This is a genomic window from Arthrobacter dokdonellae (assembly GCF_003268655.1).
GTDB lineage: Bacteria > Actinomycetota > Actinomycetes > Actinomycetales > Micrococcaceae > Specibacter > Specibacter dokdonellae.
On record NZ_CP029642.1, the window covers coordinates 4129085 to 4146233 of the forward strand.

Sequence of the window (17149 nt, forward strand, 5' to 3'; positions counted from 1 at the left end):
GTGCCCCGGCGGGGGCAAATGGGAATCTACCAGGTCCACCGTTGCGGGTAGATTTGGTCAACGTCTTGCTGCGTGCCCTTGAGGGCGCTGGAGGTCACGGCAACCTGGTAGACGGGGTTGGGCATCCAGACCACGGGCAGGTCTTCCGCGAGCAGCTGGCTGTACTGCTTCATGGCGGTCGTGTCATTGGACATGATGGCGGCCTCGGTCAACTGGTCGGCCTTGGCGTTGGAGTAGCTGCCAAAGTTTGACTTCCCGCCGGTGCCGAAGATCTTTTCGCCGGTCGGGTACGCCGGGAAGTACCAGCTGCCCGATGTGCCGAAGAAGGACAGCTGCCACTTACAGGCCGGGTCCGCGCCCTTGCAGGCCTGTGCCTGCGCCAGGACCGAGTTCACGGGCGCAGCCTGGACCTTGAAGGAGATTCCGGTCTTGGACAGGGATGAACGGATCGCGTTCATCATGTTGTCGGTCTCCGTTGAACCGCTTTGCGAGAGCACCGTCATCTCAAACCTGGTGCCCTTGGCGATGCCTTCGCCGCAGTCCGTGGCCGAGGTTCCGGGGCTGGTGCAGGAGGCGATTCCGTCCGAACCGATGGTCCAGCCATGGGCTGTCAGCAGCTTTTGCGCGTCGGTGGTGCTGAACGGATAGGGGTTGTTCTTTTGCACATCGGAAAGGTAGTTCGACGCATTTCCCTGCGGCACGGGCCCGTAGTCGGGCTGGGCGGTGTCATTCCAAATGACCTTCGAGATGTTGGTTTGGTCAATGGACTTTTGAATGGCCTGGCGTGCGTACAGCTGCGAGAACACCTTGCCCATGGCGGGGTTGTTGAAGTTGTACGGCATGTAGGTCACGGACCATCCAGGCTTCGGTGTGACGGCGTAGCCCTTGCCTTCAAACTGCGACTTCTGCGGCATGGAGGCGGCGGAGATGTAGCCGTAGTCCAGCGACTTGCTGCGCAGGGCGTTCTCCTCTGCGCCGGCGCTGGTAAAGGGCAGCAGGTTGATCGTCTTGATGTGTCCGGCGTCGTCGCCGACGTACTTGTCGTTCTTGGTCAGGACAACTTTCCCGGACGAGTCAAAGGACGTCAGGGAATAGGGGCCGTCGGTGGTCTTCCACAGCTTGTTGGTGGAATAGCCGCCCATGTCCCCGGCGGCCTTCGCCAGGTAGCTGAACACCTGCTTGGCGCCCTCGGCGCTGCGGTCCAGGTTTCCCACGGCGCCGTCGTCGCCGGACTTGTCCCACGCGTGCTGGGGCATGGGACGGATCAGTGCGAGCTGCGTGGAGGTGAGCCATTCCTGGTTGTAGGCCTTGTCAAAGGTCATGGAGAAGGTATGGTCGTCCACCGCTGTGAACTTCTTGATGGAATCGGGCATCTTGCCGGAGACGTAGTTGGCCCACTGATCCTTGTTGTTCTTGACCAGGTTGTACCAAAATTCAACGTCGCGGGTGGTGACGGGCTTTCCGTCCGTCCAGTTGGCGTCCTTGAGCGTAACGGTGGCCGTCAACCCGTCCTTGGAGTAGGAGATGTCCTTGGCCAGGCTGGCCTTCTTGTCCAGGCCCATGGAACCGCCCGAGGTGTTGTAGGCGAACAAGGGCGTCCACATGCTGTCGATCAGCGAGGTGTTGATGGTTGAGGTGTGGCCGCTGGTGCCCAACGGCATGATCCAGTTGGGCGTCTGCGAGACCGGCCACGCGTAGCTGACCGAGTCCTTGGCTGAATCGGCGGCACCATTGCCCGTTGATCCGGAACATCCGCTAAGGACGGTAACTGCTGCCAAGGCGCCCGCGGCCAAGGCCACGGTGGCCCGGGAACGGTTGTTGAACGTTGAAAACATGAACTGCCTCTCGAACTATTGAGGGCCGACGCAGTGTGCGACGTCCCGGCAAAGGAGGTGTGTGACCCTCGAGAGGGGCACGTTTGATCAAGTAAATACAGGTAATCGAAATAAGTCAACGCTCTTTTGTCGAAACGGGACTTCGGCCTAAATTCACGAAACCCTCCCTTTGTTTAGGGGGTTTTTGACGCCAATCCTCTGGCAATGCGCAGTGCGTCCGATGGATGGGCTAAGCTTTTGGCAGCTAATTGCAACTGTTTGAAATAGAAGTTGGTAGACTTAATTCATGAATGCAAAAAGTGAAAAGTTGACGACACCGCCCAAGCGGCCCGTCGCCGCCCGCAAGAAAAACATGGGCGCCGAGGTCCTGGGCCTGATTGCCTCCGGCAAGGCCCGTTCGCGCGGCGAGCTCGCCGAGGCACTCGGCATGGCGCCGTCGTCGATTTCCATCTACGTCCAGTCCCTGATGGATGCGGGCTGGCTGACTGAATCGGGCAGCGCCGACTCCACCGGCGGACGCAAGCCGAAGATCCTTCAACTGGGCCAAAAATCCAGCTACGTCCTCTGCGCGGACATTGGCGGCAGCCATGCCACGGTGGCCGTGATGACCGCGGACGGCACGCTTGGGCACATCGATGCCGTGGAGTTTGACGTGACCACGGGGCCGGTGGACGGCCTGGCGCGGCTGAAGGCGGCCTTTGATGAAATGATCGCCGCGCAGTCCGGCCGGCTGCTGTCCATCGGCATTTCCCTCCCCGGCCCCGTGGATGTGGCGAACGGGCACGTGGACTCGCCATCCCGGATGCCAGGTTGGCACAGGTACCCGGTACGGGCGGAGCTGTCCGGGCACTACGCGGTCCCGGTCACCGTCGAAAACGACGCCAACGCCATGGCCCTGGGCGAATACGCCGTACGGACGCCCCGGCCCGACCAGATGATAGTCATCAAGGCCGGCACGGCCATTGGCTCGGGATTCATCATCAACGGATCCGTCTACCACGGCGCCACGGGCGTGGCCGGCGACATCACGCATGTGCGGACTGCGGCCGCTGGAGACACCTTGTGTTCGTGTGGCAACCGCGGCTGTTTGGAGACCATCGCCTCGGGTGCGGCCGTGGTCCGGCTCCTGCAGGAGGCGGGCGCGGAGGTCCACTCCACGGCGGACATGGTCCGGCTCGTCGGCGATGCCGACCCCATGGCCACGGGCCTGGTCCGCGGCGCCGGAAGGCACCTGGGCGAGGTCGTCTCCGCGATCGTGAATTTCTTCAACCCCTCCGCCGTCTATCTCAACGGCGTGCTGTCGACGCTCGAACCCTTCGTCGCGGCGTTCCGCAGCCAGCTTTACGAGGGGTGCCACCCGCTCGTCACCAAGGAACTCATCATTGCCGCCTCGGTGCTGGGTGAGAATGCCGGGCTGGTCGGCATCGGCCGGCTGGCCCTGGAACAAGCCTTTGAACGTCCGCATGAACCCACCCCGACCGCCACTCCCTGGAGGACCCATGTCAACGCAGCCAACTAGCAATCCCGACCTCCCACGCATTGCCATGGCCGGTTTGAGCCTTGAGGCAAGCACCTATTCCCCGGCCGTCACCACGGCCGCGGACCTGCACCCGAGGCGCGGCACGGCCGTCCTCGATCGCTATGACTTCCTGACACCCGGGCAGCCGCTGCGCGAGGCCGCCGAATGGATCCCGCTGCTCCAGGGACGCGGAATCCCCGGAGGCCCGGTGCCGCTGGCCGACTACCAGATGCTCAAGGCCGAGATCCTGGCAGGATTGGAGCAGTCCGGGCCCTTGGACGGCATGATCCTGGACCTGCACGGGGCCATGAGCGTCATTGGCATGGACGACGCCGAAGGCGACCTGGCCACCGCCGTGCGCAACGTCGTCGGGCCAGAAGTCCTGATCAGCACGGGAATGGACCTGCACGGCAACGTGTCCTGGCGGCTGGCCCATGCCCTGGACCTGCTGACCTGTTACCGGATGGCCCCGCACGAGGACGCCCTCGACACCAAGGAGCGGGCAGTGCGCAATCTGCTGGCCCGCCTGGCCCTGCCGGGACGCCCGCGTCCCTTCAAAGCCTGGATTCCCATCCCGGTCCTGCTGCCGGGAGAGAAAACCAGCACCCGGATCGAGCCGGCCAAGAGCCTCTACGCCATGGTTCCCGAGGTGGAGAAGCTCGACGGCGTTCTCGACGCCGGGATTTGGATCGGCTACGCCTGGGCCGACGAACCCCGCAACCGCGCTGTCGTCATGGTCACCGGCGACGACGCAGACGGCATAGCTGCAGCGGCCGAAAGAATCGCCGCAGCATTTTGGGAGAACCGCGACGGCTTCGCGTTCGTTGCACCCACGGGAACCCTGGCGGAATGCCTGGACACGGCGCTGGCCAGCCCGGCCCGTCCGTACTTCATCAGCGATTCGGGGGACAACCCGACGGCGGGCGGCGCGGGCGACGTTTCCTGGACACTGGGCGAGCTGCTGGCCCGGCCCGAGCTTGCCGACGGCTCCGTCACCGCCGTCTACGCATCCATTCCCGACCCTGCCGCGGTCACGGCCTGCCAGGCGGCCGGAGTCGGGTCGGAAGTCGACGTGATGGTCGGCGCCACCGTCGACGCCGGCCCGTCGGGACCGGTACGCCTGCGCGGCGTCGTCGAGCACATCCTTGAAGGAGACGCGGATGCGCTGGTTGAGGTGGTGGTCCGTGCCGGCGGCCTGTCGGTACTCCTGACCCAGGTCCGCAAGCCCTACCACCACGAACATGACTTCACCCGCAATGGCATAGACGCCCGCGGCACGGACATCGTCATCGTCAAGATCGGTTACCTTGAGCCGGAGCTGTTCAACATGTCGGCGGACTGGATGCTGGCGCTGACCCCCGGCGGTGTCGACCAGGACCTGCTCCGGCTGGGCCACCACCGCATCAGCCGTCCCATGTTTCCCTTTGACACCGATTTCAACGCCCCGGACCTGCGCGCACGCCTGGTGCCGGCCGCCGCCGACGCGCCAGGGAGAGAACAGTGACTGTGCCGGGCAACGCCGGCTGGCCGCAGCTGGAGATCGCTGTCACGGGAGCCGCGGGGGCGCGGATTGCCCAAAACGCCGGAGCCGATCGGGTCGAATTGTGCAGCGCCCTGGAGCTGGGCGGGGTCACCCCGTCACAAGGCACGGTCGAGCGCGTCCTGGCGGCCACTGGCGGCGGGTTTGGCATCCATGTGCTGGTCCGGCCCCGTCCCGGAAACTTTGTGTACGACGCCGACGACGTCGCCACAGCGGAGGCGGAGGCGGCGGCGCTGGCCCTCCAAGGGGTTCACGGGATTGTCCTGGGCGCCCTGGATGAGGCGCGCGGCATTGACATTCCCACCACACAACGACTGATCAACGCTGCGAGGTCAATCAACCCGCAGATGGGCATCACCTTCCACCGAGCCCTTGACCACACCCTTGACCCACTCGGGGCAATTGAGGTGCTTGCCGCCCTGGAGATTGACCGGGTCTTGACCTCGGGGCAGGCGGCGGCGGCCGGAGACGGCGTGGAAATGCTCTCGGCCATGGTGGCCACGGCCCGGGGCAGGCTGGAGGTCATGGCCGGCGGCGGCGTCACGATCGCGGGCCTGAAGGCATTGCTGTGCACCACCGGCGTTGCCGCGGCACACCTCTCCGCCAAGGTGCCGGGACGGCGGGCTGCTTCGGCGTCCGTGTCGCTTGGCTCGGCGGCCACATTGGATCCGGATGCCTACTGTGTCACTGACGAGGGAATCGTCCGTGAGGCGGTCAACGTGGTGCGCACCCAGCGGACACTGGGCACCAGACGATAAACAGGGCTTCTGGGCCGCCCTGTCAATCCCACGGCGCCAACCATGCCTTTGGGTGTTTGACGCATCACAACCCGCCGGAAGGTTGGCGCTACATGACCCGACCTCTGTGCCCGGTCCGGTTATGTGGCCCGAGCCGCGGGTGAGGCAGATTTTGCGCAAGTTTCTGGCTTTGGGCCGGTGTTCCATGGCACACAACGGTTGGCTGGGGCGATGTTGGCTACTTCATTTTCTTTAACTGAGAAAGGAAGCCGCCATGTTGGAGGAGTATTTCATTCAGCCGTCCACCGTCGATCGGTACCGCCGCTCTTGGATCAGCGCGGAGATCGAGGCCTATGTTGTTTGGCTGGCCGGGCACCCTTATTCGGACCGGTGTATCTGGAGGCGGGTCCTGCTCGTCTTCGAGTTTGGTGAGTTTGCCAGTGCCCACGGTGCCACCAGTATTGGGCCTCCCAGTCCGGGCGCACGATCAGCATCGGCCCGTATGAAGCCGAACTGGCCAGGGCCCGCCAGGCACAACAGGATCCGGCGTGGCGGGCCGCGTACCGGGCCACCCGCCCGAAGGTCGAACGCAGACTCGGGCACCTGATGCGCCGCAAGCACGGCGGACGGCGGGCCAGGGTCCGGGGCTTGGCCAAGGTGAAGGCCGATTTCTCCCTGCTGGCCGCCGCGGCGAACATCGCCCGGCTCGGCGTGCTGAAAATCAGCAAGATCACCCCTCCTCACCGGCGATGGTCCCGGCATGAGGGCCGGGAAGGGTCCGTCCGGGCCCCGGCGGCCCCGTTCACCGCGCCGCCGGCGGCGGGGAGCCCCCTGCGGGCCCGAAAATGGCCGTCGGCAGCAAAATCCGGAAGGACCGCGGCGGCGCGGAACTCCCTCACAGCGCCGAAAAATTTGCCCTCAACGGCAGCGGCGCCACACAAACAGCCGTTCGACACCACCCACCTAGCTGTCGCGTTAATGGAACCATTATCAAGACGGGAGGGCCGAACCTTCTCGATCTGGTCGATACCCGGAATTCTCGAAGCCTTCCGAGCACCCGTCCCATCCTGTCAATTTGTTACACATGCGCCATTCTCAACAAAAGAGAACCTGGGCTTTGATGAGCGCACGGAGTATCGGCATTGGGAGTATCGGTTACGACCAGGGTCAGCACCGTGGACCAGAACACGGATCTGCAGCATTCAGCGTTGCAAGCCGCGGGCTGCTACCGAATCTCCACCGACCACAGCGCGAGCGGAACGAGGGACAGCCGACCTGAACTGGATGGATGCTCGAGCACCTGCGGGACGGTGACGAAGTCATGGTCTGGAAGTTGGACCGACTGCGGCGCACTCGGAACCTGCTGGCGCTCGTTGCTGACCTGGAACGCAGAGGCGTGCACTTTCGCAGCGTCGCGGACGGCATCAACACAACGGGGCCGATGGGCCGGGCTACGCTCACCACCATGTCTGCGTTCGCCCAGCTCGAGCGCGACCAGGTGGCCGAACGGACCAGTGCCAGCACGGCCGCGGCCGCTGAACACAGGAGGAAGGCCAGGCGGCGCGAAGTCACCGCCGCTCATGCGAAGGTCAGGCGCGCCGTCGCTCTAAAGGCCCAAAGTCTCACGCCGGCCGATATTTGGAAAGATCATCGGGCCAGCCGCGCCACCGACTACCGGTACCTCAGCCTGGCAAGCGACGAACTGGTTTGATGAGGACCGTATTCGACGCCACGGAGCGCTGGGATGTGGCACGCAACGTTTCTGCGGCGCACTCTTGCCGGACCTGCGATGGCCATGGCCGCACCTATGGAAGAGTCAAGCACTGAGCTGGACCCGCCCGATACCGCTGCGATTCACACCTTTGTTGTTCCATTCCGGAGCGAGACGAGGACAGTAGCTTCCCTCCACGAAGTTGCCATCGGAAATCTCCATGGAATTCTAGACTTGCCGCGTTTTGGCGCGGCCCGGTTCGCCGGCATTGGCGGCTCGGACTCTAACCAGGGCAGATTGATGAGCAAAGATGCCCAATCTGCGGAACCCCGTGCAACAATTTCCCCATGACAGCGCGCCTGTATGACCTCTCATCTTCATGGATGTTCCCGAACAGCCAACAGGAGGTCTGGGATGTCATCGCCGATCCGGACATGGCCTGGCCGGATTGGTGGCCGGGGTGCACCTACGCCAAGCCGCTGGAGCGATCGCCACATGCCGGGACGTCAAATGCCGAACTGCTTCTGGCAACGACCGCCACCCTGAAATTCAAGGCCTCGCTGGGCTACACGCTGACTGTTTCCTACCACCCGACCCGCGTTGAAAGCCCTCGCGAAGTCGTCTTTGACGCCGGCGGCGACCTTACAGGCGAAGGCCGCGTGGTCCTCTCAACCATCGACAACGGCCACACCCGGATGGACATCGAATGGCGAGTACGTCCCACCAGCCGCTGGATGACAATCCTCAGCCCCGTCGCTGCGCCCGCATTCACCTACGCCCACGCGGCCCTGATGCGCCGCGGCGAGGCGGGCCTCAAAGCCTATTTGGCCCGGCGGAACGCAAACAACAACCAGTAGAGTTGCCCAAAAACTCTGGCCAGCCGCATCGAGCAGACTTAGCATGAATTACACAGCGATGCTCGATAACCGCTGACGGCAAGTCGATGGGTCTCACGCATGAATCTCTGCCAGCACCACCCAGTGAAGTCCGTCGCCAAAACAAGCACTCCGGCGGCCGCCAAGCACAACTCATCGGCGTATGGCCCATTCCCGGCGCCCCACGGGCCAAGCGCTCTTATGGGCAAGATGGCGGCCGTGCGCAGCGTCGAACCAAGGCCCTGCAGTGAGTAGCTGGAAGATCCGCCACGAGGCCCGGAAAGCCATTCGCCAGCTGGACCTTGGACCCAACCCAAGCCTGCACGCCATCCAGTCCTGGATCGAAGCCAAATGTGGCCACCCCATCATTGTCATGGAACTCGCCACCCTGCGCGGAGACGACCTCTGCGGATGGTGGGTTCTCTACGAAGGAATCAACGTCGTCGTCCATGCCCCTGTCCGCTCAACATGGCACCTGCAGCAAATCGTCCTCCACGAATTCGCCCACCTGATTCTGGGCCACCAGTTCACCGCGACATCGCTTGAACTTATGCACCTGCCCGGCTTCCCGGAACCGCCGCTCATGACGCTGGGCCGCAGCAGCTTTGTCGACGACGCCGAAGCCACCGCGGAATACCTGGCAGACCTCCTGACAGCCCGCATCGCACACCACACGCCGGATGCCACCGGCGACCCCGCCGGCTTCGACCAGGTCTTTGGCTAATGGAGTACGTGCCGGCCGCGATGCTGTGGCTGCTCACCCTCGTCCGGATCCCCACCGCCCGGGACAAGGAACGCGCCTCCGTCCTGCGCGCCACGTTCTTCGCCGCGCTCGCCTGCACACTGTTCATCCCCGCCGTCTACAACGCGGCAGATCCGCTCCTCGGCGGCCGCAACCACATCGGTCTGGTCCTGGTCATCGCCATCATGACCAGCTTCTGGCAATTCCACACCGCCACCGTGCTGGCCGCCATCACCGACAACGTACGACGGCGGCGCCACCTCGTGCGCGGACGCGTGGCCATCGCCGTGGCCGGCACGTGCGTCGTCGCCGGCTTCTCCGCCAGCCACGTGGACGTAACTAACCAGAACCTGCCGCTGGCCTACGGCAACCAACCAGGGATGCAATTGTTCCTCTGGATGGGTTCGGCATTCATCATCTGGGTCTGCGCCGACGCGGCGCTGACGTGCCTGCGCTTCCTCCCCCGGATGAAGAGCGGAACGTTCAAGTCGGGATTCGGCTGCTTCGGCGCCGGCTGCGCCTTCATGGCCCTGGCGCTGGGAAACCGGCTGACACTCGGCATGCTCGAGGAATCCCCGGGACATAGTGGCGCCTTACTCGGTGTGCTGAACTGGTCCTTCACCATCTTTGAAACCCTGGCCGTGCTCCTGGTCAGCATCGGACTGATGCTGCCGCGTTTCCGCGAATCGCCGGAACTCCTGCGGCGCAATATCCGCTCGCGCTGGCTCTTGGTTCTGCTGACCCCGGTGTGGCGCCACAGCAGCACGGAGCGAAAATACCTGCTCCGCAACCGTTGGACACCCCTTCTCGACCCGGTCACAGGGCACACAACGGCGCACCTGCACCGCCGCGTCATCGAGATCCGCGACTGCCAGCTGCGCGGCATGACGCTACTCCCCCGAGACCGCGTCCTCGTCAACCAAGCCGAGCAGCTCCTCCAAGGGCACTGAAGCGACACTCGCCAGGACACGGTCATGTAGTTAGCACGCCTCCCCACCATGAACATGTGTTGCCGGTATCAGCCAGCCGCACCGCCATGTGGAGGCATCATGGAAAAGCTCAGCATCAAAACCCCTGACGACTTCATCGCCCTCATGGGCCATAGCCTGGGCTTTTGGCCGCAGGAAAGCCTCGTCTGCGTCATCTTGGACCGGCGCCGCATCGGCTCCACCCTCAGGGTCGACCTCCCGTCGCCAGGCGCTGACACTGCCCATTTCGTCGAGCAGATCCTGCGCTACGTCGCCACTGACAGGGAGGCAACTGCAGTCGTGTTCGGCATCTTTACCCACGCACCCTTGGAGCCTGGGGAAATTCGTCCGCACGAAGACGTCATGGAAGAGCTGACGGGCAGGCTCAGCCAACAAGGCGTCATCGTCCGTGACGGTTGGCTGGTTGGGGAAACGACGTTCACCAACTACTTGCGCATGGGCGACGACTCCGCGCCCAGCCATCCGTTGGAGCGGATCCTGTCCAGTGAACTCAACGCCGAACTCGTCTTCCGAGGATCCAGCATTGAAACGTCCCCCGGATTCCACATCCCTGTCATGGCGCGCCCGGCCCTCAGCACCGAAGTGATGCGGCACTGCTTCCGAATCGAGGCGATGACCCCGCGGACTGCCACTGAACGGGCTAGGACACTCTGGAACAAAATGCTCGACGGCGGTGGCGAGCCTACCGACGACGAGGCGGCGGAGCTCATCGCCAACCTCAAGTTCATTAGCGTGAGGGACCGGCTCCTCGCCGACATCCCCGGCATCGAGGACAGCATGCGCGACCTACTCCTGGGCCAAACCAAACAAAGCCCTCACTGGAAGCGCGTCGAGCGCGCCTCCGAAGTGTTATTCCAGCTCTACATGCGCACAGACGGTACCGATGCTGCACCCGTGCTGACGAGCCTCGGCGTCATCCAATGGTGGGAAGGCCACGGCAGCAAAGCCCACCAATGCTTCCAACGCGCCCTCGAAGCCGACCCCGGATACCGCCTCGCCCAACTCACCGACCACCTCGTCCGCGACGGCATCCTCTCAGACTGGGCCACCGACAAACAAACCGCCTACCAGCCGCCACACACCCGCGGACCAGAAATCGGTGGCATGGGGATGGCGTAGAACTGATGCCGTTGGACAAGAATCCGTCAACTACTTAGGACCCGTATCCCAAGATGGCGCGAACGCTCACCCACCCCTTCTGCGATTAGTGGGTGCCGAGGTTGTTGGCCACTACCCAACAGCAGTGTGCGGCGGGTCCCCTGGTCATGCGTTTTGTAAACGATGTGAAACTGATACTTGATACAGCCTGCCCCCATGTTTCAAATATTAGGTTCGCAACCAGCTGAGGTCGCCCGGGAGACGAGCTACCGTGTGACCGGCTCTTTCGTGCCCAATAGGTCCAGTTCGTTCCGACGAGGGGCGCTTTCCCAGTCGCCGGGGACCAGACAGGCAAAGGCTCCGGTTTTCGCGGCCGTCGTCAACCGTACCTCTGGTATCTGGCCCGTGACGAACTCTGCCAGGTATCCAGCCACAAAAGCGTCACCGGCACCGACGGTATCCAGGGCATCGACGCGGATGGCCGGTTGGTTATATTCGACCCCGTCGATGATGGCGAGGGCTCCGTCGGCGCCGAGTTTGATGATGGCTTGGGCCGGTCCCATCGCAGCCAGCTTCTTAGCTAAATCGACTGGCCCGTCGGAGTCACCCACCGCAATGATGGCCTCGTCGTCCCCCGCAAAGACGATATCCACCTGGGGGATCAATTGTCGATATGCTGCTGCAGCGTCGTCCATGGACCACAACGCACGGCGGTAGTTCAGGTCCAGCGAAATTGGTACGCCGGTCACCCGGGCGGTGTCGATGGCATATTGCACTGTCGCCGCGGCCTGAACTGAAAGAGCTGGGGTGATGCCGCTAATGTGCAGGAGCGCAGCACCGGCAATAAGGTCGGTCTGAATGTCGTCGGCCTGGATCCGTGATCCGGCGCTTCCACTTCGGTAGTAGATCACGTTTTGCAGGGACGAGGTGCGGCGTTCCTTGATCATCAAGCCGGTGGCAGCCGCAGCGTCGACTGTGGCGTGAACATTGACGCCTTCGGCACGGATTTCGCGGACCACCAACTGGCCCAGCGCATCGTCGCCGACCCTTCCACACCAGTGGGCGTCGACCCCCAGGCGCTGCAGGCCGATGGCGACGTTGGACTCGGAACCGCCGATACTCGGGCTGAAACTGGTGGCGTGGGCCAACGGACCTGGCTGGTCGGACTTGATGAGGGCCATTGTCTCCCCAAACGTCAGAACATACGGGGCAGCTGAGATGGGGCACCTCATTTCGCAGAACCCGTCTCATCGACTAGCCGGCGAACGAGCCTTGCCCGTTCGGTCAACCGGGCGAGGGATCCTCCCTTGAATGCGTCGCCAATCAAAGGACCGCCAAGGCTCACAGCCAGTGCGCCGGCCCGGATCCACGCCGGGGCGTCGTCGATGGCAATGCCTCCTGACGGAACTACCGCAATATCCGGGAAGGGCCCGCGGAGCTGCGCAATGTATGCCGGTCCAACTGTGGAGGCTGGGAACAGCTTCACGGCCGTGCCGCCCAGGGTCCACCCTTTGTGCAATTCGGTCGGTGTCAGCCCGCCCGGAAAGATGGGTATGCCGCGCTTGACGGCTGCCTTGACGATTTCGGGATCGGTAATGGGCGTTACGAGGTAATCGGCACCGGCCTCCATGGCTGCGTGGGCTTGATCAACTGTCGTCACCGTCCCCACGCCGATTTCCACTACCGGTCCAAACTCCGCACGTAATCGGGGAAGCTCGTTGATGACGCCGTCGGTGCTGAGGGTGAGTTCAATGCTCAGCACTCCGCCGTCGACCAGGGCCTGAATGACGGGGTTGTACTCGCGCGCATGTTGGGCACGAAGAACGGCAACGACGCGGGTCTGAAGCAGGATGTTCGACGGCGCGGGCCGGGGAAAGTGGGTCTCAACTGAGTTGGGGGACATGAGCAATACCTTTCAGTAACTATTGGATTGGTGTAAAGAACCTCGTGATTCTCCAATTCACTAACCGGTATGTCGAGGGCATCGACGATATCCGGCAAAGGAAACATGTTTGGCGGAGATGGCCGTCGAGCGCCAGCGCTGTGGTGAACGATCTGCCGAAGCCGCGCCTTCTACAAAAGTGGGACCATTTTTACCAAATCTGGATCGAACGCCCTGGAATGCTTGTTCACACCTGTTTTGAAACCACGACACCTCCAACCGGCAGATCGATCCACTCCAAAAGGACTGTTGTCCGGCGAGAGCGCTACAGACAAAACGATCCCAGTGTGAGATCACTGCCTGATCGACCCGGCAAACCCCTCCCCCTGATCAGACTCGCACTTCCTGTTGCCCTCGCGCGGTTGTCAAGGTGGGTCTGTTGTTGTCCCCCCTCTACTGCTCTGCTGGCCGCAGGCGGAGTGCCTGCATGCCGCCGTCGACGGCGATGGAGGTTCCGGTGGTGGACCCGGACAGCGGGCTGGCCAGGTAGGCAACGGCACCTGCGACCTCGTCTGCTCTAACCAGGCGTCCGTGCGGCTGTCTGGCGTTCAGGGCGGCGCGCTCGGCAACGGGGTCCGAGGCAGCGTCCATGAGCCTTCCAATCCAGGGGGTGTCCGCGGTGCCAGGGTTCACGCAGTTGACCCGCACGCCTTCGCGCAGGTGGTCCGCGGCCATGGCCCGTGTTAAGGACAGCACTGCACCCTTCGTGGCAGAGTACAGTGCGCGCTGCGGCAGCCCGGCGGTGGCCCCGATGGAGCAGGTGTTCACGATCGCGGCGGCGGCGGACTTGCGCAGGTGCGGCAGGGCAGCGCGAGATACGCGGACCATGCCGACGACGTTGATGTCCCACACGTGGTGCCATTCGTCGTCGTTATTGGCCTCGATGGTGCCCTGTGCACCGATTCCGGCGTTGTTGATCACAATGTCGACGCCGCCAAACGCTGCAACGACTCCCTCAATGGCCGTTTTGACCGAGGTGTCGTCTGAGACGTCGCAGGCGAAGCCGATTTGGCCTTCGGGCAGGTCGGCCGGGTTGAGGTCAAGGACCGCAATCTGTGCGCCCATGGACTGCAACTTCGCGGCGATCGCAGCGCCGATGCCGGAGGCCCCGCCGGTAACGACGGCGCTAAGGTCTGTCAGTTCCTGGTCCATTCATTCTCCCTTGGTGGCAGCCGTAATCGAATCGGTTGTGTTTGCAGGTCCGGCCCGAAAGAATTCCTGGCGCTGGAGACCCAGTCCGGCAATTTCCATTTCCACGACGTCACCATCCTGGAGGTAGGGGAAGCGGCCCGAGAGCGCGACGCCCTCAGGAGTACCGGTGAGGATGACGTCGCCTGGTTCGAGCACCATGTATTGGCTCAGGTGGTGGATGATCGTGGGAATATCGAAGATCAGATCGGCTGTGTTGGAGTCCTGGCGGGGTTCGCCGTTCACCCAGCTCTTGAGCTGGAGGCTATTGGCATCGACGTCGGAGGCGGGCACCAGCCACGGGCCTAACGGCGTGGACTTCGGCAGGGACTTGCCCTTGGTCCACTGCCCGGCAGCGCCCGGGATCTGGTATTCACGCTCGGAGAGGTCGTTGGCCACCAAGTAGCCGGCCACTGCATCCCCGGCTTCCTCGACGCTGGCCAGGTAGCTTGCTTCGCGCCCAATGACCACGCCCAGCTCCACCTCCCAGTCATATTTGGCGGACAGCGGAGGGATCGGGGCGGCATCAAAAGGCCCAGTGACAGTGTTGTTCGGCTTCAGGAACACGACGGGGATCGTAGGTGGTTCGGCGCCGGATTCGACAGCGTGCGCGGCATAATTCATGCCGATGCAGATGACGTTGTTCGGCCGTGCAATTGGCGGCCCGATACGCAGGGAATCGGCAGCGGCCAGGACAGAGAGTTCGCCTCGTACGACAGCGCCCCGCAGTTTCGCTATCCCGCCGCCCGCCAGGAACTCGCCATCAATGTCGTTCGTTACGGGACGGGCGTCATAGCAGCGCTCCACGCCGTCGGCCCCAGGGGCGATGACTACGGGAATTTCCTGGCCTGGGGCGCCAAGACGTGAAATCTTCAAAATCTCTTCTCCATATCTTGTAAAAAAATTGGTAGCCAAGCGACGAGCGAACCCATTGCGGCTTTGGATGCGGAGGCCGTGGTAGCACCAACGCCGCTCTGCGGTGGGGTCAGACAGGGAATGCTGACCGGATACGTACTCAAACTGCACCTGAAGTAGACAGAGGCATCCCCCTGTGACACCGGCGAACTCCGGTAAAACGTCCCCACCAGCAGGTGTTCTTTGCGCTCGTACCCCGTTCGATCCCAAAAATTGATTTCAGCGACCCAGCCATCCGCCGTCAACTGGAAGGACGACGCCGTTGACGTAGTCCGATGCGCGCGATGCGAGGAAAACAGCTGAGCCGGCAAGGTCTTCGGCCTGCCCCCACCGCGCAGCCGGAATACGATCCAGAATGCTCTTCTCACGGACCGCGTCATCTTGGAGTGCCTGCGTGTTATCAGTGGCAATGTAACCGGGTGCAATTGCGTTTACGTTGACTCCGAGGGGTGCCCACTCATTGGCGAGAGCCTTGGTCAACCCGGCAATGCCGGATTTCGACGCAGTGTAACCAGGCACGTTGATACCGCCCTGAAAGCTAAGCAGGGACGCCGTGAAAATGATCTTGCCGCTGCCCCGCTCAATCATGGCCCTGCCGATTTCCCTGCTCAGCACGAACTGGCTGGAAAGGTTCACTTCAATGACCTGGTCCCACATGTCGTCAGGATGCTCCGCCGCGGGTGTTCGGGCAATCGTGCCACCATTATTGACAAGGATGTCGATGGGACCTGAATCGGTTAGCTCACCGGCTAGCTTGCGGACAGCCGCACGATCCGCAAAATCGGCCCGGATCCCCGTGAACCGGCGGCCAAGCTCATTAACTCGCTTCTCGACAACACTGCCTTCGGGTTCGAGGTTGGCAGAGACACCAATAATGTCGGCTCCCGCATCGGCCAGGGCGACGGCCATGGCAAGGCCAATGCCCCGGCGTGCACCGGTAACAACAGCTGTTTGACCCGTGAGGTCAAAGAGGCCCCCGGCGCTCATGCGGATACCTCCGCATGGGCGCGGCAGTCGACGAGGACCTTCATGTTGCCGCCCGACTCCAAAGCCAGGAAGCCCTCCTGCACGTTGTCCAGCTGAACGACCCTCGAGATCAGACGACGAGCCGGGATGGATCCATCGGCGACCAGGCGAACGGCCTCTTCAAAGTCCTCCCGCTGGTAGAGGCGGGCCCCGAACATCTCCAGTTCACGCCAAAAGAACCGGTGCAGGTCAATCTCCTTAGGTTTCGGATGAATCGCAACCATCACCAGCCGTCCCCTGGTGGTCAGCACTTCCACCGCGGAATTGACGCCCGCGGCGGATCCGGAGACCTCGAATGCGACGTCGGCTCCCGCGCCGTCAGTCTCCTCCACGACAAGGTCCACCAGGTCCTGCTCACGCGGGTCAATGGCATTGATGCCCCATTCCTGGGCGATGGCCCGCCGCGCAGGATCGAGCTCGACGAGCACTACGCGGGCCCCCCGCTGGAGGGCTACCGATGCGATAAGTTGCCCCACCGGTCCTCCCCCAATGACCACAACAAATTCGCCCGCGGCCAGCCTTGAGCGGCGGACGTCGTGGACGGCCACGGCGGTAGGCTCAATGAGCGCCGCTTCGTCTAAGGCGAGGTCCCCGGGAAGGGCAACGACAATTTTCGCGGGCACATTCCAGTAGTTCTGCAGGGAGCCTGCCGAGTCGATGCCAACAAAATCCAGCTTGTGGCAAATGTGCGAGTGCCCTCGCCGGCATGCTGCGCATTCGCCGCATGACAGCGTTGGCATGACGGTAACCGGCTGGCCAACCGCCCACTTGGTCACGCCCTCACCCACCGCAGCGATGACACCAGACATCTCGTGTCCAATGATCGCGGGCATGTTGACGCGTGCGTCCATATCTCCGTGAAAGATGTGCAGATCCGTTCCGCACAATCCGGTGTAGGACACGGCAATCTGTACTTCGCCGGCCCGTGGCGGCACCGACACGGGCTCAACTGTTCCGAATGTTCGTGATCCGTTGTAGGTGGCAGCGGTCATGGGAAAGAAGCTCCTTGCATTGGTCTGGAAGATGTGTGTG

At 63.1% G+C, this 17149-nt stretch carries 14 protein-coding genes and 2 pseudogenes; 9 read left to right on the plus strand and 7 right to left on the minus strand.

Going from position 1 to position 17149, the window contains the following annotated elements; all coding sequences use genetic code 11:
* Positions 1-26 precede the first annotated feature (26 nt).
* The gene (locus tag DMB86_RS18395; RefSeq protein ID WP_113719052.1) at positions 27-1835 is read right to left on the minus strand and encodes a peptide ABC transporter substrate-binding protein; all 1809 of its coding nucleotides are present in this window, start codon (positions 1833-1835) and stop codon (positions 27-29) included.
* A 286-nt stretch (positions 1836-2121) separates the two neighbouring features.
* Here DMB86_RS18395 and DMB86_RS18400 point away from each other — a divergent pair, with 286 nt between their 5' ends.
* The 9 genes and pseudogenes from DMB86_RS18400 to DMB86_RS18440 all read left to right on the plus strand — a co-directional run bounded on the left by DMB86_RS18400 (position 2122) and on the right by DMB86_RS18440 (position 11067).
* Positions 2122-3354 (plus strand): ROK family transcriptional regulator, encoded by a 1233-nt coding sequence (locus DMB86_RS18400; RefSeq protein WP_113719053.1) that lies wholly within the window; start codon positions 2122-2124, stop codon positions 3352-3354.
* Positions 3335-4858, plus strand: a complete 1524-nt coding sequence (locus tag DMB86_RS18405) for a M81 family metallopeptidase (protein WP_113719054.1) — start codon at positions 3335-3337, stop codon at positions 4856-4858. Before DMB86_RS18400 ends, DMB86_RS18405 begins: the two co-directional genes overlap by 20 nt.
* The gene (locus tag DMB86_RS18410; protein ID WP_227878495.1) at positions 4855-5652 is read left to right on the plus strand and encodes a copper homeostasis protein CutC; all 798 of its coding nucleotides are present in this window, start codon (positions 4855-4857) and stop codon (positions 5650-5652) included. Before DMB86_RS18405 ends, DMB86_RS18410 begins: the two co-directional genes overlap by 4 nt.
* A gap of 471 nt (positions 5653-6123) precedes the next feature.
* A pseudogene (locus tag DMB86_RS21690) lies at positions 6124-6279 on the plus strand (hypothetical protein); the annotation flags it as partial.
* Between the two features lie 527 nt (positions 6280-6806).
* Positions 6807-7342: pseudogene (locus DMB86_RS18420) on the plus strand (recombinase family protein).
* Between the two features lie 347 nt (positions 7343-7689).
* Positions 7690-8199 carry an SRPBCC family protein gene (locus tag DMB86_RS18425; RefSeq protein WP_113719055.1) on the plus strand — a complete coding sequence of 170 codons (510 nt, stop codon included), beginning with the start codon at positions 7690-7692 and terminating at the stop codon, positions 8197-8199.
* A 265-nt stretch (positions 8200-8464) separates the two neighbouring features.
* On the plus strand, positions 8465-8941 hold the full coding sequence (locus tag DMB86_RS18430) for a hypothetical protein (RefSeq protein ID WP_113719056.1): 477 nt from the start codon (positions 8465-8467) through the stop codon (positions 8939-8941).
* On the plus strand, positions 8941-9909 hold the full coding sequence (locus DMB86_RS18435) for a hypothetical protein (protein WP_129545591.1): 969 nt from the start codon (positions 8941-8943) through the stop codon (positions 9907-9909). Before DMB86_RS18430 ends, DMB86_RS18435 begins: the two co-directional genes overlap by 1 nt.
* 99 nt (positions 9910-10008) lie before the next feature.
* Entirely contained in the window at positions 10009-11067 is a 1059-nt protein-coding gene (locus tag DMB86_RS18440; protein ID WP_171814558.1) for a DUF4192 domain-containing protein, read from the plus strand.
* Positions 11068-11312: 245 nt separating this feature from the next.
* Here DMB86_RS18440 and DMB86_RS18445 read toward each other — a convergent pair whose 3' ends face one another.
* From DMB86_RS18445 to DMB86_RS18470, 6 genes are all read right to left on the minus strand, one after another.
* Entirely contained in the window at positions 11313-12227 is a 915-nt protein-coding gene (locus DMB86_RS18445; protein WP_236783346.1) for a sugar kinase, read from the minus strand.
* Between the two features lie 47 nt (positions 12228-12274).
* Complete coding sequence (locus tag DMB86_RS18450; protein ID WP_113719060.1) at positions 12275-12949, minus strand: bifunctional 4-hydroxy-2-oxoglutarate aldolase/2-dehydro-3-deoxy-phosphogluconate aldolase; 675 nt, start codon at positions 12947-12949, stop codon at positions 12275-12277.
* A gap of 432 nt (positions 12950-13381) precedes the next feature.
* Positions 13382-14140: an SDR family NAD(P)-dependent oxidoreductase gene (locus DMB86_RS18455; RefSeq protein WP_113719061.1), complete on the minus strand. Its 759-nt coding sequence runs from the start codon at positions 14138-14140 to the stop codon at positions 13382-13384.
* Positions 14141-15052: a fumarylacetoacetate hydrolase family protein gene (locus DMB86_RS18460; RefSeq protein WP_113719062.1), complete on the minus strand. Its 912-nt coding sequence runs from the start codon at positions 15050-15052 to the stop codon at positions 14141-14143.
* 258 nt (positions 15053-15310) lie between these two features.
* On the minus strand, positions 15311-16078 hold the full coding sequence (locus DMB86_RS18465) for an SDR family NAD(P)-dependent oxidoreductase (RefSeq protein ID WP_113719063.1): 768 nt from the start codon (positions 16076-16078) through the stop codon (positions 15311-15313).
* The gene (locus DMB86_RS18470) at positions 16075-17109 is read right to left on the minus strand and encodes a zinc-dependent alcohol dehydrogenase (RefSeq protein ID WP_113719064.1); all 1035 of its coding nucleotides are present in this window, start codon (positions 17107-17109) and stop codon (positions 16075-16077) included. Before DMB86_RS18470 ends, DMB86_RS18465 begins: the two co-directional genes overlap by 4 nt.
* Between the last annotated feature and the right edge of the window lie 40 nt (positions 17110-17149).